Genomic DNA, 21,628 nt, shown 5'->3' on the forward strand with positions numbered 1-21,628 from the left:
GTACAAATTCCCACTAAGCGCTCGGGACCCCTTGTAGGAAAATGTCCTAAGTGTGGCAACAATATTGTATTAAAAAATGGGAGAAACTTTTGTCCACCTACCGGATGGATTCCTATGAAAACATATGGGAAGCATTATTTCTATGCCATCAATTGTTCAGGGCGGTATCCGGTGAGGTGGCGGAAAGGCTTCATTATGCCTATCCGGAGTATGATAGGAATATAACAAAATATACCAGGGACATGTATAAAAAATACACTGGTAAAACCGGCTGCCTGGATAGCACATATGCCGCTGATATAGAAGAGAGGCGGGAACAGTGATTACAGAAATGAAAGCAGGGCACCTGAAAGATATCGATAAACCCAGCGAACCATTTGAGGTGATAGGTAAGATTATACCGAGGTATGAAAACGAGAATTGGACCTTTACAGAATTACTCTATGAAGCGCCATATTTAAAAAGCTACCAAGACGAAGAGGATGAAGAGGATGAGGAGGCAGATTGCCTTGAATATATTGACAATACTGATAAGATAATATATCTTTACTACCAAGACGATAAATGCGTCGGAAAAGTTAAACTGCGAAAAAATTGGAACCGGTACGCTTATATAGAAGATATCGCCGTATGTAAGGATTTCAGGGGGCAAGGCATAGGCAGCGCGCTTATCAATATATCTATAGAATGGGCAAAGCATAAAAACTTGCATGGACTAATGCTTGAAACCCAGGACAATAACCTTATAGCTTGTAAATTCTATCATAATTGTGGTTTCAAAATCGGCTCCGTCGATACTATGTTATACGCCAACTTTGAAAACAACTTTGAAAAAGCTGTTTTCTGGTATTTAAGGTTTTAGAATGCAAGGAACAGTGAATTGGAGTTCGTCTTGTTATAATTAGCTTCTTGGGGTATCTTTAAATACTGTAGAAAAGAGGAAGGAAATAATAAATGGCTAAAATGAGAATATCACCGGAATTGAAAAAACTGATCGAAAAATACCGCTGCGTAAAAGATACGGAAGGAATGTCTCCTGCTAAGGTATATAAGCTGGTGGGAGAAAATGAAAACCTATATTTAAAAATGACGGACAGCCGGTATAAAGGGACCACCTATGATGTGGAACGGGAAAAGGACATGATGCTATGGCTGGAAGGAAAGCTGCCTGTTCCAAAGGTCCTGCACTTTGAACGGCATGATGGCTGGAGCAATCTGCTCATGAGTGAGGCCGATGGCGTCCTTTGCTCGGAAGAGTATGAAGATGAACAAAGCCCTGAAAAGATTATCGAGCTGTATGCGGAGTGCATCAGGCTCTTTCACTCCATCGACATATCGGATTGTCCCTATACGAATAGCTTAGACAGCCGCTTAGCCGAATTGGATTACTTACTGAATAACGATCTGGCCGATGTGGATTGCGAAAACTGGGAAGAAGACACTCCATTTAAAGATCCGCGCGAGCTGTATGATTTTTTAAAGACGGAAAAGCCCGAAGAGGAACTTGTCTTTTCCCACGGCGACCTGGGAGACAGCAACATCTTTGTGAAAGATGGCAAAGTAAGTGGCTTTATTGATCTTGGGAGAAGCGGCAGGGCGGACAAGTGGTATGACATTGCCTTCTGCGTCCGGTCGATCAGGGAGGATATCGGGGAAGAACAGTATGTCGAGCTATTTTTTGACTTACTGGGGATCAAGCCTGATTGGGAGAAAATAAAATATTATATTTTACTGGATGAATTGTTTTAGTACCTAGATTTAGATGTCTAAAAAGCTTTAACTACAAGCTTTTTAGACATCTAATCTTTTCTGAAGTACATCCGCAACTGTCCATACTCTGATGTTTTATATCTTTTCTAAAAGTTCGCTAGATAGAGTTCTATATTAGAGATGTAAAGAGTTTTGGTGAAGAGGTTTGTGAGTATGGCTTTTATGGTTCTGTTGCAAAGTTTAAAAATCAAATACAAGGTTTATAATCCTTCTTGTTCTTAAGCTAATATTCCCATTAAGACCTTAATCTCAGTAGATACCGAAAATCCGAAGAGCGTTCCATTTCTTCGGTTCTTTTTGTATATTCCTCGAATTGTTTCCATGCCCTTAATCGTGGTTGAGGCAGTTCGTAGACTTCGATAAAATTTATTGCGTCGTTTGATTGGTCGATGGTCTTGCTCAATGAGGTTATTGAGATACTTCACGGTTCGATGCTCTGTCTTAGTATATAAACCGTTACTCTGTAACTTTCTAAATGCAGAACCAATAGAGGGCGCTTTATCCGTGACAATTACTCTTGGTTGACCAAACTGTTTATGGAGTCGTTTCAAGAACGCATAAGCAGCTTGAGTATTCCGTTTCTTGCGTAGCCAGATGTCTAAAGTCAATCCATCCGCATCAATTGCACGATAGAGATAATGCCAACGACCTTTGATTTTGATATAAGTTTCATCCATTTTCCACGAATAGAAGGACTGTCTATTTTTCTTTTTCCAGAGATGATAGAGGACTTTACTGTATTCTTGTACCCAACGATAAATAGTTGTGTGACAAACGTTAATCCCACGATCATAAAGGAGTTCTTGAATTTCACGATAGCTTAGATTGTAACGTAGATAATAACCAACAGCGACAATAATCACATCTTTTTGAAATTGTTTACCTTTAAAATAGTTCATTGATATATCCTCGCTGTCATTTTTATTCATTTTACACTAAAATAGACTTATCAGAAAACTTTGCAACAGAACCTTTAAAACTTAGTTTATATGTGGTAAAATGTTTTAATCAAGTTTAGGAGGAATTAATTATGAAGTGTAATTAATGTAACAGGGTTCAATTAAAAGAGGGAAGCGTATCATTAACCCTATAAACTACGTCTGCCCTCATTATTGGAGGGGTGAAATGTGAATACATCCTATTCACAATCGAATTTACGACACAACCAAATTTTAATTTGGCTTTGCATTTTATCTTTTTTTAGCGTATTAAATGAAATGGTTTTGAACGTCTCATTACCTGATATTGCAAATGATTTTAATAAACCACCTGCGAGTACAAACTGGGTGAACACAGCCTTTATGTTAACCTTTTCCATTGGAACAGCTGTATATGGAAAGCTATCTGATCAATTAGGCATTAAAAGGTTACTCCTATTTGGAATTATAATAAATTGTTTCGGGTCGGTAATTGGGTTTGTTGGCCATTCTTTCTTTTCCTTACTTATTATGGCTCGTTTTATTCAAGGGGCTGGTGCAGCTGCATTTCCAGCACTCGTAATGGTTGTAGTTGCGCGCTATATTCCAAAGGAAAATAGGGGTAAAGCATTTGGTCTTATTGGATCGATAGTAGCCATGGGAGAAGGAGTCGGTCCAGCGATTGGTGGAATGATAGCCCATTATATTCATTGGTCCTATCTTCTACTCATTCCTATGATAACAATTATCACTGTTCCGTTTCTTATGAAATTATTAAAGAAAGAAGTAAGGATAAAAGGTCATTTTGATATCAAAGGAATTATACTAATGTCTGTAGGCATTGTATTTTTTATGTTGTTTACAACATCATATAGCATTTCTTTTCTTATCGTTAGCGTGCTGTCATTCCTGATATTTGTAAAACATATCAGGAAAGTAACAGATCCTTTTGTTGATCCCGGATTAGGGAAAAATATACCTTTTATGATTGGAGTTCTTTGTGGGGGAATTATATTTGGAACAGTAGCAGGGTTTGTCTCTATGGTTCCTTATATGATGAAAGATGTTCACCAGCTAAGTACTGCCGAAATCGGAAGTGTAATTATTTTCCCTGGAACAATGAGTGTCATTATTTTCGGCTACATTGGTGGGATACTTGTTGATAGAAGAGGTCCTTTATACGTGTTAAACATCGGAGTTACATTTCTTTCTGTTAGCTTTTTAACTGCTTCCTTTCTTTTAGAAACAACATCATGGTTCATGACAATTATAATCGTATTTGTTTTAGGTGGGCTTTCGTTCACCAAAACAGTTATATCAACAATTGTTTCAAGTAGCTTGAAACAGCAGGAAGCTGGTGCTGGAATGAGTTTGCTTAACTTTACCAGCTTTTTATCAGAGGGAACAGGTATTGCAATTGTAGGTGGTTTATTATCCATACCCTTACTTGATCAAAGGTTGTTACCTATGGAAGTTGATCAGTCAACTTATCTGTATAGTAATTTGTTATTACTTTTTTCAGGAATCATTGTCATTAGTTGGCTGGTTACCTTGAATGTATATAAACATTCTCAAAGGGATTTCTAAATCGTTAAGGGATCAACTTTGGGAGAGAGTTCAAAATTGATCCTTTTTTTATAACAGGAATTCAAATCTTTTTGTTCCATTAAAGGGCGCGATTGCTGAATAAAAGATACGAGAGACCTCTCTTGTATCTTTTTTATTTTGAGTGGTTTTGTCCGTTACACTAGAAAACCGAAAGACAATAAAAATTTTATTCTTGCTGAGTCTGGCTTTCGGTAAGCTAGACAAAACGGACAAAATAAAAATTGGCAAGGGTTTAAAGGTGGAGATTTTTTGAGTGATCTTCTCAAAAAATACTACCTGTCCCTTGCTGATTTTTAAACGAGCACGAGAGCAAAACCCCCCTTTGCTGAGGTGGCAGAGGGCAGGTTTTTTTGTTTCTTTTTTCTCGTAAAAAAAAGAAAGGTCTTAAAGGTTTTATGGTTTTGGTCGGCACTGCCGACAGCCTCGCAGAGCACACACTTTATGAATATAAAGTATAGGAATCATAAAGAATGAAAAATATAAAGGCGATATTCTAATGGGCAAAACTTTTACAGTGGATCCAATAAGCAAGAGACGTTTAAGTAATTTTGGTGAAGAAGATAAGTACTACATCAAAGATAATCATGAACCTATAATATCTAAAGAAGACTTTGAGAAAGCTCAGGAGATAAGACTTCGTCGAGCAGGAAATAAGAAGACTGCTACAAATGTAAATGGCAAGCGTGAACGCTATTCAAAAATGTATGCTTTTAGTAGCATGTTAGAATGTGGTTTTTGTGGTTCAATATTATCTAGAAGAAGTTGGCACTGCCGTTCAGATTATCGTAAGGTTGTGTGGCACTGTGTTACATCGATAAAGAAAGGAAAGAAATTTTGTAAGCATAGTAAAGGATTAGAAGAGCTCGCTATTGAGGGGGCTTTCATGGAAGCTTACAGACAACTTTATCATTCAAATGAAAACTTAATGACAGACTTACTTGAAACGATTGAATCTGAATTGAATGACAATAGCCTTAGCAAGGAATTAAAAAGGATTACAAACAAACTTCGAACATTACTAAAAAAAGAGGAAAATCTTGTAAATCTAAGGCTCAAAGGGAAAATTAGCGATACCATATACAATGAAAAGTACAATGAAATTTCCTCAGAAAAAGAGTTTCTAGCAGAAGAGAAGGTAAATATTGAAACAACCTTAAAATCAGAAATCGATGTAAAGAAAAGACTAACTGAGTTTAAGCACTTGCTATCTTCACAGAAAATGCTTACGGAGTTTGATCGTGCAGTTTTTGAAAGTATTGTTGAGAAAATTATTGTAGGTGGAGTTAATAGCGACGGAGAAATTGATCCTGCAATGTTAACCATAATATTCAAAACAGGTGAAACTCAAAACAAGGATGGTAAACAATTTAAAAGTAAACGTAAAAATGCTAAACTAGAAACAGATAAATTGTGTCCTCAAAACAGTGACGAGGATAAAAAATTGTATTCTCAAGGACCAGACTACACATGTGGAGAGTGTAGTATTGATGTCACGAGCGTAAACGAAGTGTATTAATAATTATATTGTAATTAGATAGTAGGTGAAATTATGATTACTAAAAAAATTAAATCTAAGCGAGATGGACTGGAGCTCGAACTTGCTATTATAGAGCCAAGCTCTAATCCTATTGGAATTGTTCAGTTAGTTCATGGAATGTCAGAACATAAAGAAAGATACTACGATTTTATGAATTACTTAGCTCAAAACGGTTATGTCTGTGCGATTCATGACCATAGAGGTCACGGAGCTAGCGTTAAAGACTCATCTCACTTAGGATATTTTTATACAGAGGACAGCTCTGTTATTGTTGACGATGCTTATCAAGTGACAGAATACTTAAAAGAAAGATATCCTTCGTTAAGTATTTCAATATTTAGTCATAGCATGGGCACTCTTGTTTCTAGAAATTATTTAAAGAAATACGATTACGAGCTTGATAAAATAGTTTTATGTGGGCCACCAACTGAGAATAAATTAGCGGGATTTGCAGTATTTTTAGCAAAAATAAGCAGTGTTTTTTATGGCAAATATAAGCCCAATAAATTTTTTAATTCTTTATCAGCCGGTCAATATAGCAAGGGATATGAAAGCCAGCTAGATTGGATTTGCGCTAATCCAGACACAGTCAAGGAATACGATGCAGATCCGCTTTGTGGTTTTATATTTACTACAAATGCATTTATCAATCTTTTTAAATTATTAAAATCAGCGTACAATGGCAAAGACTGGAGACCAAAAAACACTGCTTTACCAATATTTTTAATAGCTGGAGAAGATGATCCTGTTATTCAAGGAAACGAAAAGTTTAAGGGTTTAGAAGGATTCTTAAAAAGTCTTGGATATAAAAACATTAAAAGCAAGCTTTATAAAGGTATGAGACATGAAATACTTAATGAAAGAGATAAAGAAACTATTTATCAGGACGTGCTAGAATTTTTACGCTCTGATACAAATAAAAAAGAAAAGATTTAGAATGTACTGACCCCAAAAAGTTGGACAAATAATTATTGAAAGGATTTAGTTCTGTATTGGACAGGACTAATGTTACTGCTTGCAAAAACTATTTATTATTAATAGAATGGAACAGATTGGATGGTAAAGGTATGATTAGAAAATTTCAAAAAGAAGATATTGAAAAGTAATATGGGATTGGCAAATGCAACATTTGATTTATTCTTGGTAAAAGTCGGCTCTGCTCAGGTAAACCTATAAAAACTGTGACAACAGGGGCTGACGGTAAGGCTATAATTGATGAGCTGGATTATGACAAAGAGTATATATTGGTTGAAACAAAGGCTCCTAACGGATATGTTTTAAATAAGGAACCTGTAAAAGTTAATGTAAAAGATTTGGATGAGGGTGAAGCCGTTATAAAGCTTTCTGTTAAAAATGATAAGGATAACAAAACTAATCCTCCTGCAAATGTTCCTACGGTAGTTAAGAAATATAAAGCTCCGGAAACCGGAGATAGCTCCAACATTAGTTTTTACTTGGTGACAGGCGTTGTTGCTTTGTTTATGTTGCTTGGATTGATTGGTAAGAACCATAGAAAGAATAATTGATTAGTCAGATGAATTAGAATGGCTTACATATAGCTATCTCTATATTGTAGTGGACTTAGAGGCAAAATCAAAGCACTTCAAGCAAATAATTGGAGGACTTTTTGATAGATGAAAGCAGGAGGTTGTATATGAAGAAGAACTATATTTTATTAACAGCGTATATGATTATAATGGGAATAGGACTTTTTATAAGTAATCATTTCTTAAATACTCCATATAATTCAACGGAGTTCAGCAGGAAGTTTTTGCCGTTTATGTTTATATTAGCGATATTGGTTTTGTACTACGGCATAAAAAATAAAAATGAATTAACCTTGCACTCAGAAAGCAAGCCGAGCTATGTATTTTCAGCACTTTTGTTCATCCCTGTAGTAGGGTTTGGACTATATTCAATTGTCAGAGGATTTAGTCCGGATTTAGCATTTGTTATATTGATAATAGATACTGCTTTGATTGGAATAGCTGAAGAAGGCATGTACAGAGGGATATTGCTTGGTGCAATGGCGAAGAAGATGAATCCGGCTCTTGCCATACTGCTATCTTCAGTGCTATTTTGTGCATTACATTTAATAAATGTTATAGGAGGTCTATCAGTCTCCGAGCTAATGGGACAACTTTGCTCAACCTTTGTTATGGGAGTGTTCTTAGGAGCTATGTATTTGGACACACGAAAAATACTGTTCCCTATAATTTTCCATTCTCTTTGGGATTACATATTGCTCAGCGGTAGCCTTGCAGAAGTTCAAATTCTACCTATAGTATTGATAGGGGTATATGTTTTAGAGGTGGTTATTTCCCTTGTAATAATAATTAAACTTCTAAGGAAAAAAGAAAGGTTTTTCAGCTAGTAAGGGAATACAATTTTATATGCTTCTCCGGCATTTAGATTGGTCGAGGTGAACGAAACTTAATAAAACTGAATAAAACTGAATTCAAAGATATAAGGCGATAGAAATGGAGTATCATACCCCAAAATCTATCGTCTTTTCTGGTGTCCGAAGTTAAAAAGAGAGGGATGCGAAAGCGGAATGTGATTGTTTTTACCATCAATCCTCCTTATGAGGTAGTCGCTCTGCTGGTGAAAGCCTAGAAACCTTTGAATGAAAGCATATTGAAAAGCCTTGGAGACAAGGCTTTTTAGCTTAGGGTGGGGAAGTATCAGAGTGAGAAAATTTTTAGAGGGAGTAGAAGTGATAGCTAGAAATTATCCAATTCTATTCCCATTTACCCTTTGGGTACGTGTTTGTTTCCATTGACAAGGAGTTTTGGGGAATAGAAACGTAACTACCTTTAAATCGTTTAAATGATTGCCCCTGAAAGTGGAGTGAAAGGGAAATGAGTAGATGTGAAATGTGATATAATAAAAGAAAAATTATTGTATAGAATGGGAAGAGAGTATGAAATATAATGACTTCATAAAAGAAACTATAATGGATTTCAGTTCTATAGAGTTTAAGAATATCAAAGCTTTACTTATTGGAGAGTATATTCAATTTTCCTTTTTGGAGGATAATCGGATTGATCAGTATATTTTTTCTGAAAAATTATGTGATTATTTAGAAAAATTGGAATTGAAGACCAAGATACCTTTTCAAAAACACTTGGTTTATTACAGTATTTTCTTAGATAAATTGGTTTCAAATAAGATTGCAAAAGCTCCAAAAGGGAATAAGCAGGTCATCGATCCCCAACTGATACCTAGATCTCGACGCTATTATGAAAAAGCAAAGGCAAATGGAAAAAAAGGGCTCCATTCTGTTCCCCAATTGATTGATTATTGCAGAGTCATGCTTTGTCTTTACAACTCAGCTCTTCAATCAGATACTAAGCTACTTGAAACTATCAACTTATCCATCGATGCTCTCTCTATTGAGCAAATAATTCTCAATATGAAGCAGGAACAGGCTAAAAAATTGAACTATCAAGTGGCAGAGTTTTTCTCGAAGAATGGAGTATATTCAAGTGAAGTTTTTTATCTGATCATGACAATCATCGTCTATTGTGAGTTAAAGAATAGTAAGAACCAAGGAGAGTAGCAATGTCTGGAGTAAAAAATATCAATTCTTTGAATGAACTTCTCCCCTTTCTCAACGAGAAAGGTATCTTTGAGATAGTAGTGCGAGGGAATAATAAAAAAATTCGAGCATTTCAGAAGGTCGCACTCAATCAAATACAAAACAAAGAAGCAGGGCAGTTAGTAAACCAGGCTTTTCAAACAATCAATCAACATTTTAAACTAGATTCCAAAGGGATTAGGGGGATTCTGAGTACGTTTGAGTTACAAAATCCATCACTTATATTGAATGGTTTAAATCTTGTCGCAACCTGTGCCGGCTTTGCAATATTATATGCAAAACTTGATAAAATGAGTGAGGAAATTTCTCACCAAATTCATCAGCTTCATCAAGCTGTAAAACAAGGACACGATATTCAAGCCGGCTATGAATTCAATAAAGTTCTTTCTACATATTCAGATATGTTGGATGCGAGAAGGCGGCAAAATCCCTATTCGGAAGAAAAAATGCGGGAGTTAGTTGATCAACTTTACAATGTTTTACAATTATTAATTTCCGTCTTTAAGAAAGAGATTGCAACTGATAAAAGCACAGTAATATTTTCAATCTTTTCCCTTTTGTCCATGTTGACCATGTCACTTCGATTTTATGATGAGCAATACTATTTTAATAACAAGGGATTACTGAATAGTGGAAGTGTATGGCATTCTTCGCATGATAAGTGGCTGAGTGTATATGATACCCTGCAATCAGAATGGTTTCTGGAAAGATTGCAAGACTATGCCTTTTTTGAATCCAACATGACGACAGTAGAGATGGATTTCTACTGTACAGAGCTATTGGATGAAGTTACCTCTCAGAAGGAGGTAGTTGAAGACAATCAAGCACTCATTCTTGCTTTGGATGATCAACATACTTTTCAAACAATAAATCAAGTCAATACAGATGGCTTAAAAGAAGGAATTGCATCGATTATAGAAGAAACATTGCTTCAAGATTCGGATGCTTCACGTCAAGTCTATCAGGCCATCATGGATCAAGTTGCTTTACTCTAAAATTGAGGAATTATGATGGATTTAGAAATCAAAAATGCTATGGCTAGACTGCTGAGTGCATGTGAAAAAGTTGAAAGCAAACAGCTACCACTATCTTTGCCAGTTTCATTGAAGCAATTGGTTCTTCAAGAAATCCTTACTTTTATTCACAGAATATCATTGACTGATGGCACAGAGCGAATGAATCTTTTTGTTAGCACTTATCTATCGGGGATTCAAGTTGAAGTTCCTGAGTTTAATAAACTAGAAAAAATTCCTTCAACTTTTAAACTTCTATGTCAATTTGATCAAATAAACGAGGAGAGTGAAGGAATTATACTTTCTGAACTCTATCTAACAACCATCACTTCAATTGGACGCTACTATACATTAAGTAAAAATCAGAAAAAATCTACGAATATCCAAGGTTTTGTTGATCATGTAAAATACCTAAAACAATATATGACAACTGATCTGATTCCGGAGTTAGGAGAGCTAGCAGTTGCTGAGAAATTGTTGGTCATCAACGAAAGGGAACAAGAGGTTGCTTCAGAAGAAACTTCTTCTTCTGTAACTGCTGAAACGATTGAAGAGGTGTTAGACCAAATAGACCAATTGATTGGACTAGATGCTGTAAAACAAGAGGTTCATAATTTAACAAACTTAATACGTCTCAATAAAATGAGACAAGAACGGGGATTCAAAACCGTAAAAACCTCCAATCATTTGGTATTCCTAGGAAATCCAGGAACTGGAAAAACGACCGTTGCTAGATTCATTGCTAAGATTTACAAGTCTTTGGGGATTTTATCAGAAGGGCAGTTGATTGAAGTAGATCGGGCTGACTTAGTAGCTGGTTATGTTGGGCAAACGGCAATCAAGACACGAGAGGTAATTGATAAGGCACTGGGTGGAATCTTATTTATCGATGAGGCCTACACATTGGCTAAAGGTGGGACAGATTTTGGTCAAGAAGCGATTGATACAATTTTAAAAGCCATGGAAGATAAGCGAGATGATTTTGTAGTTATCGTTGCAGGATATTCTGATCCAATGAATGATTTCCTGGAATCAAATCCTGGTTTAAGGTCGCGTTTCAATAAGTTGATACATTTTCCTGATTATACTGCAGAAGAATTATTAGAAATTTTTAACTCATATTGCCAGACAAATGAGATGCGAATTTCATCCGATGCAAGCCTTATTTTAAAACAGTATTTACAAGAGATTTGTGATAAGAAACCGCAAAATTTTGCAAATGGCCGAGCGGTTCGAAATATTTTTGAAACTTCATTGTCCCTTCAAGCTAATCGACTTTCACAGAAAGAGCAGATTAATGATGATGAATTGATGCTAATTACAGCAGAAGACTTGTCTTTCACTCAGCAAGAGATGTGACCTGCAAAGAAAAACGGAAGGAGTTTCTAGAATTTGGAGACAAGAAATAGTTGAATGTAGATAAATGGAACAGTCTTTCTCGTTGCTAAACATTGAGATTGGTTGAAATGGTATCTGACTTATACTCAATTTTAATAACATCTGAGATTGATTGTCGAAGTAAATGTGTTTACACTTTAAATGTCGATTTAAATTTTCTCACTTTTATTAATGCGTTCGTCCTTTATGTAAATCATTTCTTTAATGTTCATTGGTATTGTCATCCTCCTCGGTCATAGCAATCAAAATAGAATGTTTTGGCTATATTTTATACCCAGCTCTATGGGAGAATTTGGAATGAAGTTGATTATTTTGGGATTGATAATCTCTTTAATTCCAAAATAATGGATGGAATTTAGTTTTAAAATCAATTGTACTATCAAAAATAAAACAAGATATTAATGAGAAAATAGATGCAAGATAGTCTACGTACAATTGGATATAAAACTAGGGAAATGTTGTAACTAAATTTTATAATCCTTGGATATTATTAGAGCCACTCATCAGAAAGGAAATCTATGTCAAAATTTTCCCCTACTGGACAGTCGGTCCATGAATTGTTTGCAGAATTGAAAACAGTCCGTAAGCAGGAAGATGCCTACAAATTACTAGAATTGCACCAGCGCATCAGCCAGGAGGAAGCTGTCGTTTGGTATCCCAGCATTATTGGCTTTGGTTGCTACCATTATAAGTATGATACTGGGACGGAAGGAGATTCCCCCATTCTCGCTTTTGCGGCCAGACAGGCCAAGATTAGTCTTTATATTGATCAAAATCTGCCTGGACGCCAGGAGCTATTGGACCGTTTGGGCAAGCATAAGGCAGCAGTTGGTTGTGTCTATGTTAATAAATTGGCAGACATTGATATGGAAGTTCTAGAGGAAATTCTGGTCAAATCAATTGAATACCACCGTCAAAAAGGGGAGTAAAATCATGGATGAAACCTTATTGAAAAAGCTAAAGTTGGATAAGTTCACAGATGTGGCTATGATGAAACCAGCGCAGGAGGAAGAAACTGCTTTTGATGGCTATGGCTTTCCGACAGAAGTAGCGGAGAAACTTGAGCTTGGGCTAGCCTACGTTTATAGCTTAGAGGAGATGAAGAACATTATTTTGCAGGCATCTGCACAACATCTCCTAGTTGAAAATGGTCAGCTTTATCTCTTCTATCCCAAAAATAAGAACAAGCTAGGGCACGCTCCCATTCATCGCGATCACATTTTTCCCTGTCTAGAAGTTACTGATGAGGATGGCTATATCAAGGGCACAGTCTACAAGTTCAATCGAATGGTGGCGCTTGATGACAACTACACCATGGTGGCAGTCAAATTCCAACCAGAAACAAAGGTCCAGTCAAGCAGTCGATCGTCAGCCAGAGTAGGCGATTATCTGGATAAGATCGCAGACATTGAGGGATTTTTGGAACATCATCCAAAAGAATTGAGCTTTTATCAGAGTTTAACGCCAGGCTATCAACGAGATTGGGCCAGGTATGTTTACTCAGCCAAGACAGAGGCCACGTAGAACAAGCGTCTGGCTGAAATGGTTGATATTTTAGAACAAGGCTACAAGACAAAGCAATTGTATCGAGAAGGTAAAAAATAATTGTTTATCAGAGTAATAAAAAATGTAAATCCGAACAAATAGTATAATAGGAGCGCTTGCACTTGCATGCTCTTCTATTTTTTTGTAGAATAATAAAAGTGAGGTTTTAAAATGAGTAAAAAAGATAAAAAAATTGAAATCCAACTAGAAGATAGCAAGGTTGTGGTCAATAAAGAAGAATTTTCAGGCTATCGTTTGGTTATCGGAAAAAAAGTTATCGGTGAGATTGCTGAATTTGAAGAAAAAAATCTTGCAGTGGTAAAAAACGGAGCTGTTGATAGTTTTTATAAATCTTTGGAATCAGCAGTAGCAAATATTATTGAAAATTACAATTTAAGCAATTAGAAGACTTGTAATTATCACTATTCTATGGTAGAATAGTGAATGTTAGTGCGCGGAGAGATAGCGAAGAGGCTAAACGCGGCGGACTGTAAATCCGCTCCTTCGGGTTCGGGGGTTCGAATCCCTCTCTCTCCATATCTAAGATACTAAGGGCGTCAAACGCACAGTAAAAATAGGAAGTTGACAGCAAATCCTGATTTGCTAGGCAACTTATCTTTTTTACACAGCGTTTAGCCCGAGTTCATTTCAGAACGTTATCTTAGTGGTGTATTTTGGGGTATCGCCAAGCGGTAAGGCAAGGGACTTTGACTCCCTCATGCGTTGGTTCGAATCCAGCTACCCCAGTCAAGGTATTAGGTTTATCCTAATTCGTCAAAGATGTCCATATTGTTGTTGTCCTTGCGTGTGCCTTAATAAAATATATTTTATGTTGGGTCGGGAGGCCCGATTGTCGGAGGTTTATTTATAATGAACGAATTTGAAGATTTGTTGAACAGTGTAAGCGAAGTTACACCTGGTGATGTCGTAACTGCAGAAGTATTGACAGTTGATGCTGGTCAAGCGAATGTAGCTATTTCAGGTACTGGTGTAGAAGGCGTATTGACTCTTCGTGAGTTGACAAACGACCGTGATGCTGATATCAACGACCTTGTTAAAGTTGGTGAAACACTTGAATTGCTTGTGCTTCGTCAAGTAGTAGGGAAAGATACTGACACTGTTACATATCTTGTTTCTAAGAAACGTTTGGAAGCACGTAAAGCATGGGACAAGCTTGTTGGTCGTGAAGACGAAGTTGTTACAGTTAAAGTTACTCGTGCCGTTAAAGGCGGTCTTGCAGTTGAATTTGAAGGTCTTCGTGGATTTATCCCAGCTTCAATGATCGATAGCCGTTTCACTCGCAACACTGAGCGCTTTGTAGGTCAAGAATTTGATGCTAAAATCAAAGAAGTTGATCCAGCAGAAAACCGCTTCATCTTGTCACGACGTGACGTTGTTGAAGAATCAGCAGCAGCAGCGCGTGCAGAAGTATTTGGTAAGTTGTCAGTAGGTGAAGTTGTAACTGGTAAAGTTGCCCGTATCACTAGCTTCGGTGCTTTCATCGACCTTGGTGGTGTTGATGGTTTGGTTCACTTGACTGAATTGTCACATGAGCGTAACGTATCTCCTAAATCAGCAGTTACTGTTGGTGAAGAAGTTGAAGTTAAAGTTCTTGCTATCGACGAAGTTGAAGGTCGCGTATCATTGTCATTAAAAGCTACACAGCCTGGTCCATGGGACGGCGTTGAGCAAAAATTGGCAGCTGGTGATGTGATTGAAGGTAAAGTGAAACGTTTGACTGACTTCGGTGCTTTCGTTGAAGTATTGCCAGGTATCGATGGTTTGGTACACATTTCACAAATTTCACACAAACGTGTTGAAAATCCAAAAGATGCTTTGTCAGTAGGTCAAGAAGTTACTGTTAAAGTTCTTGAAGTGAATGCAGCTGATGAGCGTGTATCACTTTCTATCAAGGCTTTGGAAGAGCGTCCAGCAGCAGCTGAAGGCGAAGAAAAAGCTGAAAAACGTGCACCACGTCCACGTCGTCAAAAACGCGAAGAAAAACGTGACTTCGAATTGCCAGAAACACAAACTGGTTTCTCAATGGCAGACCTTTTCGGTGACATTGAATTGTAATTCGATTAAAAACTTGCCTTGCGCAAGTTTTTCCTTTCCACCCTTAGTGTAATGGATATCACGTAAGATTCCGGTTCTTGAGATGGGGGTTCGATTCCCTCAGGGTGGATAATATAACGGCGAAAACCCTTATCCTATAAGGGTTTTTGTTGCACTTGTTCATAGTTTGTTCATAAAATTTGAAACTCCTGAAAGGAAATAAAGATGCTACATTTTGAAAATGACTATAATAAGGGAGCTCATCCTGCTTTACTGGAAGCTCTAATTACTACTAATGACGAGGGATTAGCAGGCTACGGACTTGATAGCCACACAGAATCTTCAATTGAGAAAATCCGCCAAGCTACAAATTGTCCTCATGCTCAAGTAACCTTCTTAGCAGGTGGAACACAGACCAACCAAATCGCTATCAATTCCTTGCTGGCATCCTACGAGGGTGTGATTGCTGCAGATACTGGGCATATTTCTACACATGAGGCTGGTGCTATTGAATTTTCTGGACACAAGGTTTTGACACTGCTGCATCATGAAGGGAAAATAACGGCAAGTGAGGTTGATAATTTCATCAAAGATTTCTATGCTGATGCTAATCATGCCCATATGGTTCATCCAGGAATGGTTTATATTTCTCACCCGACTGAATATGGTACGCTTTATAGCAAAACAGAGTTAGAAGACTTGTCCAAAGTTTGCCAGCAGCACAATATTCCGCTCTTTTTAGACGGTGCTCGCTTGGGTTATGGGCTTGCTGCACGCGATACGGATCTTGATTTGCAGGCCATAGCAGAGCTGACAGATGTCTTCTACATCGGAGGGACAAAACTTGGCGCCTTGTTGGGAGAAGCTCTTGTATTTACAAAGAATAATCAGCCAAAGAATTTTGTATCTATTGTCAAACATCACGGTGCCTTGTTAGCTAAGGGACGATTGATTGGAGTCCAGTTTGATCGATTGTTCACTGATGATCTCTATATGAGCATCGGACGGCATGCGATCGACATGGCAGAGCAACTCAAGGCAGTTTTAGTTGAAAAAGGCTATCGGTTTTATCTCAATTCGCCGACTAATCAGCAGTTTATTATTGTCAAAAATGAAGAGTTGCCGAAATTGTCTGAATCAGGCATTGCTTACAGTTTCTGGGAAAAATATGACGATAGTCACAGTATCATACGCTTTGCAACTAGCTGGTCAACTAGCCAGGCTGACATCGAACGGTTGAAAGAAATTTTATAGGTATGCAAGACAGTCCGTGGGCTGTCTTTTCGTAGTGATGGTTGGCAAAAGCTGGTAAAAAGTGATAAAATAGGACTATTGCAAACAAAGGAATGATATCATGATTTATTTTGATAACGCAGCGACGACTCAGGTCTATCCTGAGACGCTCAAGACCTATACAGAAGTAGCGACAAAAATTTGGGGCAATCCGTCTAGTCTGCACAATTTGGGCAGTCAGGCGACCCGTATCTTAGAGGCCTCCCGTAAGCAAATTGCAGAATTGCTAGGCAAGGATAGCAAGGAAATCTTTTTTACCTCTGGTGGTACAGAGGGGGACAACTGGGTTCTCAAGGGGGTTGCCTTTGAACGGTCGCATTTGGGCAAGCATATCATTGTGTCTGACATTGAGCATCCAGCGGTCAAGGAATCCGCCCTTTGGCTCCAATCGCAGGGATTTGAGGTGGATTTTGCGCCGGTCAATGCCCAAGGGTTTGTGGACGTTTCGGCATTGGAGAGCTTGTTACGTCCCGATACGATTTTGGTATCCGTCATGGCAGTCAACAATGAAATTGGCTCTATCCAGCCGATTGCGGAAATTTCAAACTTGCTGATGGACAAACCGACTATTTCCTTCCACGTGGATGCTGTTCAGGCTATCACTAAAATCCCGACAGAACGATTTTTGACGGAACGCGTTGATTTTGCGACCTTCTCTGGTCATAAATTCCATTCAGTTCGTGGAGTCGGCTTTATCTATGTCAAATCTGGTAAGAAAATTTCTCCGCTTTTGACAGGCGGTGGTCAAGAGAGTGACAAGAGATCAACAACGGAAAATGTGGCTGGTATTGCAGCAACTGCTAAAGCGCTCCGCCTCAGTTTGGACAAGGCGCAGGATAGCCAGAAACGATTGTCTGCCATGAAGCAAATCCTCTTGGAAGAACTCAGCACATTTGACCATGTGACTGTTTTTTCAGGCATGGATAATTTTGCACCAAGTATTTTGACCTTTGGCATTAAAAATATCCGTGGTGAAGTCATCGTCCATGCCTTTGAAGACCACCAGATTTACATTTCGACCACTTCAGCCTGCTCGTCCAAGGCTGGAAAACCGGCTGGAACCTTGATTGCCATGGGAGTACCGCAGAAGCTGGCTCAAACGGCCGTCCGTATCAGCTTAGACGATGATAATGACATGGGGCAAATCGAGCAATTCCTCACGATTTTCAAGCAAATTTATCACAATACACAGAAAGTAAGGTAGAATGAACTATTCAGAAATTATGATTCGCTATGGCGAATTGTCAACCAAAGGGAAAAACAAGATGCGGTTTGTCAACAAACTCCGCAATAATATCAAACATGTCCTTTCTGTCTACCCAGAAGTGACCGTTTATTTTGACCGTGATCGTGGTCATGTCTATTTGAACGGGGCAGATTATCAGGAAGTTTCAGCTTCTTTGAAGAAGATTTTTGGGATCCAAAATTTCGCACCGTCTTATAAGATTGAGAAGTCTGTTCCAGCCTTGAAAGAAGCGGTTGTGGAGATTATGCAGTCCATTTACAAGGAAGGGATGACCTTCAAGATTGCTGCGCGTCGTAGCGACCACAGCTTTGAATTGGATAGCCGTGACCTTAACCAAGTCCTAGGAGATGTGGTTTTCACAGCCATTCCAAATGTACAGGTACAGATGAAGTCGCCAGATATTACCTTGCGAGTGGAAATCCGTCCAGACGCAGCTTATATTTCCCATGAAGAAATCAAGGGGGCAGGCGGTCTTCCAGTTGGAACATCTGGAAAAGGAACGCTTATGTTATCAGGTGGTATTGATTCGCCTGTTGCGGGCTATTTAGCACTGAAACGTGGGGTAGAAATTGAAGCTCTTCACTTTGCTAGCCCTCCATACACTAGTCCAGGTGCTCTTAAAAAAGCCCATGATTTGACCCGTAAATTGACTGCCTTTGGTGGTAATATCACCTTTATCGAAGTACCATTTACAGAAATTCAGGAAGAAATCAAGGAAAAAGCACCTGAAGCTTATTTGATGACCTTGACACGCCGCTTCATGATGCGGATTACAGACCGAGTACGGGAAGAGCGTGGTGCTATGGTTATTATCAATGGTGAAAGTCTAGGACAAGTGGCAAGTCAGACCCTGGAATCCATGCAGGCTATCAATGCGGTGACAAATACACCTGTTATCCGTCCAGTTGTGACCATGGACAAGTTGGAAATCATTGATATTGCTCAGGAAATTGATACCTTTGATATTTCCATCCAGCCATTTGAGGATTGCTGTACCATCTTTGCCCCTGACCGTCCAAAAACCAATCCGAAAATCAAACATGTCGAGCAGTACGAAGCTCGCATGGATGTAGAAGGATTGGTAGAACGTGCTGTTGCAGGAATTATTGTGACAGAAATTACTCCAAAAGTGGAAGCAAAAGATGAGATTGACAATTTAATCGAAGATTTACTGTAAACTGTTGATGAAGTTTAATGTCTGACACGGTTGGGAAAGAATAGACAGCTTTAGAAAGAAATTCATTCGCGCATCAAATGAAGGTTAATTTTAACTTGATTTGATGCGTTTTTTAATTATTTGACTTAGGTGTCGTTACCTTAATAACCTAACGTTCGGAAAAAATCGAATTTTTGTGGTATAATGGACTTTCGAAAAAGATAAGAAGGAGTTTTTATGAAAAAAGGAGCTCTAACAGGATTACTCCTGTTTGGTATGTTTTTTGGTGCAGGAAACTTGATTTTCCCACCTGCACTTGGTGTCTTATCTGGTGAGAATTTCTGGCCAGCTATATTAGGATTTGTTGTGTCAGGTGTCGGTATTGCTGTCATTGCCCTGATTGTCGGGACATTGAATCCCAAAGGTTATGTACATGAAATTTCTCGCAAGATTTCACCGGCTTTTGCAACGGGCTATCTTGTTGCCTTGTATTTGGCCATTGGTCCCTTCTTTGCCATTCCGCGTACGGCTACAACGTCCTTCGAAATTGGTATTGCGCCATTATTGGGCGATGGGAATCCGAGTCTCTGGTTGTTTGGTTTTACAGCTCTTTACTTTGTGGCAGCCTACCTGATTGCCCTTAAACCGTCTCAAATCTTGAACAGTATCGGACGAATTTTGACCCCTGTTTTTGCTATTTTGATTGTGATTTTGGTGGTGCTAGGTATTGCCAAATATGGTTCGACCAGTCCTCTGCCAGCAGCAGAAGCTTATTCAGTTGGACAGGCCTTTGGTACAGGATTTATTGAAGGATACAATACCCTTGATGCTCTTGCGGCGGTTGCCTTTAGTGTGGTAGCGGTCAATACCTTAAAACAACTTGGTTTCTCTAGCAAGAAGGAATACGTCTCAACCATCTGGTCAGTTGGTCTTGTTGTGGCCTTAGCTTTCTCAGCACTATATGTTGGTTTGGCTTTCTTAGGAAATCATTTCCCTGTGCCTGCTGATGTTTTGGTATCAGATACTAACAAAGGTGTTTACATTCTTTCGCAAGCAACACAAGCCATCTTTGGGCCAAGTGCACAGATTTTCTTGGCAGCTATGGTTATCGTGACATGTTTCACGACAACAGCTGGCTTGATCGTATCTTCAGGTGAATTTTTCGCGGAGCGTTTCCCACGTTTTAGTTATAAAGTGTATGCAACTGTCTTTACCTTGATTGGTTTTGGGATTGCCAACCTCGGTTTGAACAATATCATCACTTTCTCAGTTCCTGTTCTTTTGGTTCTCTATCCAATTACCATCTGTATTGTTTTAATCACCATTGTCAACAAATTTGTGCCTCTGTCAAAACCAGGCATGCAGCTGACAGTTGGTGTGGTAACAGTCTTGTCGCTAGTAGAAGTCTTGGCTGGACAATTTGGTTGGTCAGGAATTTCAAACCTGATTGGAGCTCTGCCATTTGCCGGACAATCCTTATCTTGGCTGATGCCAGCTCTTGTCGGAATCGTCCTTTCTCTCTTCTTGCCAAACAAGCAGGAGAGTGAAGTTTTCGAAATGTAAGAAAAAATGATACAAAACACTTGCAAAAGCGAGTGTTTTTTGGTATATTACAAGGGTTGACTATGCACACATCCTGTGCAACCGCACGAATACCGTTTAAGTGGTTCGTCCCACGGTACTAGGCGAGTCTTCACATTAAATTCGGGCTGAGCCCTAAAATTCATAGGAGGTGCATAATGAGCACATATGCAATCATTAAAACTGGCGGCAAACAAGTTAAAGTTGAAGTCGGTCAAGCTATCTACGTTGAAAAATTGAACGTTGAAGCAGGTCAAGAAGTTACTTTCGAAGAAGTAGTTCTTGTTGGTGGTGAGAAAACTGTTGTGGGTACTCCACTCGTAGCAGGCGCTACTGTTGTTGGTACTGTTGAAAAACAAGGTAAACAGAAAAAAGTTGTTACCTTCAAGTACAAACCTAAAAAAGGTAGCCACCGCAAACAAGGTCACCGTCAACCTTACACAAAAGTTGTTATCAACGCTATCAACGCTTAAGGCGTAGCTTGAAGCAATCATTACAGAAATTCGGAGGAATAACATATGTTAAACTTGAATCTTGCTAACTTGCAATTTATGGCCCACAAAAAAGGTGGAGGTTCAACGTCAAACGGTCGTGACTCACAAGCGAAACGCCTTGGTGCGAAAGCTGCTGACGGCCAAACTGTATCAGGTGGTTCAATTCTTTACCGCCAACGTGGTACAAAAATCTACCCAGGAGCTAACGTAGGTCGTGGTGGAGATGACACTCTTTACGCTAAAGTAGAAGGCGTTGTACGCTTCGAACGTAAAGGTCGCGATAAGAAACAAGTATCTGTTTACCCAATCGCTAAGTAAAAAAATGGTCCAGTGGACCATTTCAGACTGAAGACAAAGTCGTTAGAATTGTATTTCTAACGGCTTTTTCATATGTAAAGTAGTATAATAGAGTTA

At 38.5% G+C, this 21,628-nt stretch carries 20 protein-coding genes, 3 tRNA genes, 3 pseudogenes and 1 other annotated feature; of the genes and pseudogenes, 25 read left to right on the top strand and 1 reads right to left on the bottom strand.

All coding sequences use genetic code 11. The features are described 5' to 3' along the window. Positions 1–77 precede the first annotated feature (77 nt). From ACHBHN_RS09815 to aph(3')-IIIa, 3 genes and pseudogenes are all read left to right on the top strand, one after another. Positions 78–323, top strand: a pseudogene (locus ACHBHN_RS09815) (aminoglycoside 6-adenylyltransferase); the annotation flags it as partial. Further along, positions 320–862, top strand: a complete 543-nt coding sequence (gene sat4 / locus ACHBHN_RS09820; protein ID WP_000627290.1) for a streptothricin N-acetyltransferase Sat4 — start codon at positions 320–322, stop codon at positions 860–862. The pseudogene ACHBHN_RS09815 and the gene sat4, both read left to right, overlap by 4 nt. A gap of 92 nt (positions 863–954) precedes the next feature. After that, complete coding sequence (gene aph(3')-IIIa, locus ACHBHN_RS09825; protein ID WP_001096887.1) at positions 955–1,749, top strand: aminoglycoside O-phosphotransferase APH(3')-IIIa; 795 nt, start codon at positions 955–957, stop codon at positions 1,747–1,749. 239 nt (positions 1,750–1,988) lie between these two features. Here the strand turns inward: aph(3')-IIIa and ACHBHN_RS09830 are convergent, their stop codons facing one another. Next, positions 1,989–2,669, bottom strand: coding sequence for an IS6-like element ISS1S family transposase (locus ACHBHN_RS09830; RefSeq protein ID WP_015063485.1), 681 nt, complete (start codon positions 2,667–2,669; stop codon positions 1,989–1,991). 146 nt (positions 2,670–2,815) lie between these two features. Here ACHBHN_RS09830 and ACHBHN_RS09835 point away from each other — a divergent pair. From ACHBHN_RS09835 to rpmA, 22 genes and pseudogenes are all read left to right on the top strand, one after another. Continuing rightward, positions 2,816–2,863: pseudogene (locus ACHBHN_RS09835) on the top strand (tetracycline resistance efflux system leader peptide); the annotation flags it as partial. A gap of 34 nt (positions 2,864–2,897) precedes the next feature. Continuing rightward, positions 2,898–4,274, top strand: a complete 1,377-nt coding sequence (gene tet(L), locus ACHBHN_RS09840) for a tetracycline efflux MFS transporter Tet(L) (RefSeq protein WP_001574277.1) — start codon at positions 2,898–2,900, stop codon at positions 4,272–4,274. Positions 4,275–4,749: 475 nt separating this feature from the next. Continuing rightward, positions 4,750–5,811: pseudogene (locus ACHBHN_RS09845) on the top strand (recombinase family protein); the annotation flags it as partial. A gap of 33 nt (positions 5,812–5,844) precedes the next feature. After that, positions 5,845–6,768 carry an alpha/beta fold hydrolase gene (locus ACHBHN_RS09850; protein ID WP_105111008.1) on the top strand — a complete coding sequence of 308 codons (924 nt, stop codon included), beginning with the start codon at positions 5,845–5,847 and terminating at the stop codon, positions 6,766–6,768. A gap of 236 nt (positions 6,769–7,004) precedes the next feature. Continuing rightward, positions 7,005–7,358, top strand: a complete 354-nt coding sequence (locus tag ACHBHN_RS09855) for a prealbumin-like fold domain-containing protein (protein WP_269089473.1) — start codon at positions 7,005–7,007, stop codon at positions 7,356–7,358. A gap of 128 nt (positions 7,359–7,486) precedes the next feature. Continuing rightward, a complete protein-coding gene (locus tag ACHBHN_RS09860; RefSeq protein ID WP_105160880.1) occupies positions 7,487–8,206 on the top strand; it encodes a CPBP family intramembrane glutamic endopeptidase in 720 nt (239 codons plus the stop codon). A gap of 549 nt (positions 8,207–8,755) precedes the next feature. Further along, a complete protein-coding gene (locus tag ACHBHN_RS09865) occupies positions 8,756–9,394 on the top strand; it encodes a hypothetical protein (RefSeq protein ID WP_394733999.1) in 639 nt (212 codons plus the stop codon). 2 nt (positions 9,395–9,396) lie between these two features. Then, complete coding sequence (locus ACHBHN_RS09870) at positions 9,397–10,428, top strand: hypothetical protein (RefSeq protein WP_394734000.1); 1,032 nt, start codon at positions 9,397–9,399, stop codon at positions 10,426–10,428. A gap of 12 nt (positions 10,429–10,440) precedes the next feature. After that, positions 10,441–11,805, top strand: a complete 1,365-nt coding sequence (locus ACHBHN_RS09875; protein ID WP_394734001.1) for an AAA family ATPase — start codon at positions 10,441–10,443, stop codon at positions 11,803–11,805. A 557-nt stretch (positions 11,806–12,362) separates the two neighbouring features. Further along, on the top strand, positions 12,363–12,773 hold the full coding sequence (locus tag ACHBHN_RS09880) for a DUF1801 domain-containing protein (protein WP_105111011.1): 411 nt from the start codon (positions 12,363–12,365) through the stop codon (positions 12,771–12,773). Positions 12,774–12,777: 4 nt separating this feature from the next. Continuing rightward, on the top strand, positions 12,778–13,368 hold the full coding sequence (locus ACHBHN_RS09885; protein WP_394734002.1) for a YdeI/OmpD-associated family protein: 591 nt from the start codon (positions 12,778–12,780) through the stop codon (positions 13,366–13,368). Positions 13,369–13,560: 192 nt separating this feature from the next. Continuing rightward, on the top strand, positions 13,561–13,794 hold the full coding sequence (locus ACHBHN_RS09890) for a DUF2969 domain-containing protein (RefSeq protein ID WP_105111013.1): 234 nt from the start codon (positions 13,561–13,563) through the stop codon (positions 13,792–13,794). A gap of 51 nt (positions 13,795–13,845) precedes the next feature. Next, positions 13,846–13,926: transfer RNA gene (locus ACHBHN_RS09895), tRNA-Tyr, on the top strand. A 138-nt stretch (positions 13,927–14,064) separates the two neighbouring features. After that, positions 14,065–14,136 (top strand) — tRNA-Gln (locus ACHBHN_RS09900). A 123-nt stretch (positions 14,137–14,259) separates the two neighbouring features. Further along, the gene (gene rpsA, locus ACHBHN_RS09905) at positions 14,260–15,465 is read left to right on the top strand and encodes a 30S ribosomal protein S1 (protein ID WP_105111014.1); all 1,206 of its coding nucleotides are present in this window, start codon (positions 14,260–14,262) and stop codon (positions 15,463–15,465) included. Positions 15,466–15,502: 37 nt separating this feature from the next. Continuing rightward, positions 15,503–15,574, top strand: a tRNA-Arg gene (locus ACHBHN_RS09910). 95 nt (positions 15,575–15,669) lie between these two features. Then, positions 15,670–16,698, top strand: coding sequence for a low specificity L-threonine aldolase (locus ACHBHN_RS09915; RefSeq protein WP_125266378.1), 1,029 nt, complete (start codon positions 15,670–15,672; stop codon positions 16,696–16,698). 100 nt (positions 16,699–16,798) lie between these two features. Further along, positions 16,799–17,941 carry a cysteine desulfurase family protein gene (locus ACHBHN_RS09920; protein ID WP_105123372.1) on the top strand — a complete coding sequence of 381 codons (1,143 nt, stop codon included), beginning with the start codon at positions 16,799–16,801 and terminating at the stop codon, positions 17,939–17,941. 1 nt (position 17,942) lies between these two features. Then, entirely contained in the window at positions 17,943–19,160 is a 1,218-nt protein-coding gene (gene thiI, locus ACHBHN_RS09925; RefSeq protein ID WP_105123371.1) for a tRNA uracil 4-sulfurtransferase ThiI, read from the top strand. Between the two features lie 216 nt (positions 19,161–19,376). Beyond that, positions 19,377–20,702 (top strand): branched-chain amino acid transport system II carrier protein, encoded by a 1,326-nt coding sequence (brnQ, locus tag ACHBHN_RS09930; protein WP_105123370.1) that lies wholly within the window; start codon positions 19,377–19,379, stop codon positions 20,700–20,702. A 69-nt stretch (positions 20,703–20,771) separates the two neighbouring features. Beyond that, positions 20,772–20,842: a sequence feature (ribosomal protein L21 leader region), on the top strand. A 36-nt stretch (positions 20,843–20,878) separates the two neighbouring features. Further along, complete coding sequence (rplU, locus tag ACHBHN_RS09935; RefSeq protein WP_002941330.1) at positions 20,879–21,193, top strand: 50S ribosomal protein L21; 315 nt, start codon at positions 20,879–20,881, stop codon at positions 21,191–21,193. 45 nt (positions 21,194–21,238) lie between these two features. Then, positions 21,239–21,532: a 50S ribosomal protein L27 gene (gene rpmA / locus ACHBHN_RS09940; protein ID WP_009909754.1), complete on the top strand. Its 294-nt coding sequence runs from the start codon at positions 21,239–21,241 to the stop codon at positions 21,530–21,532. Positions 21,533–21,628 lie beyond the last annotated feature (96 nt).

This window comes from Streptococcus sp. A22, assembly GCF_043674215.1.
In the GTDB taxonomy this organism is placed as follows: domain Bacteria; phylum Bacillota; class Bacilli; order Lactobacillales; family Streptococcaceae; genus Streptococcus; species Streptococcus suis_V.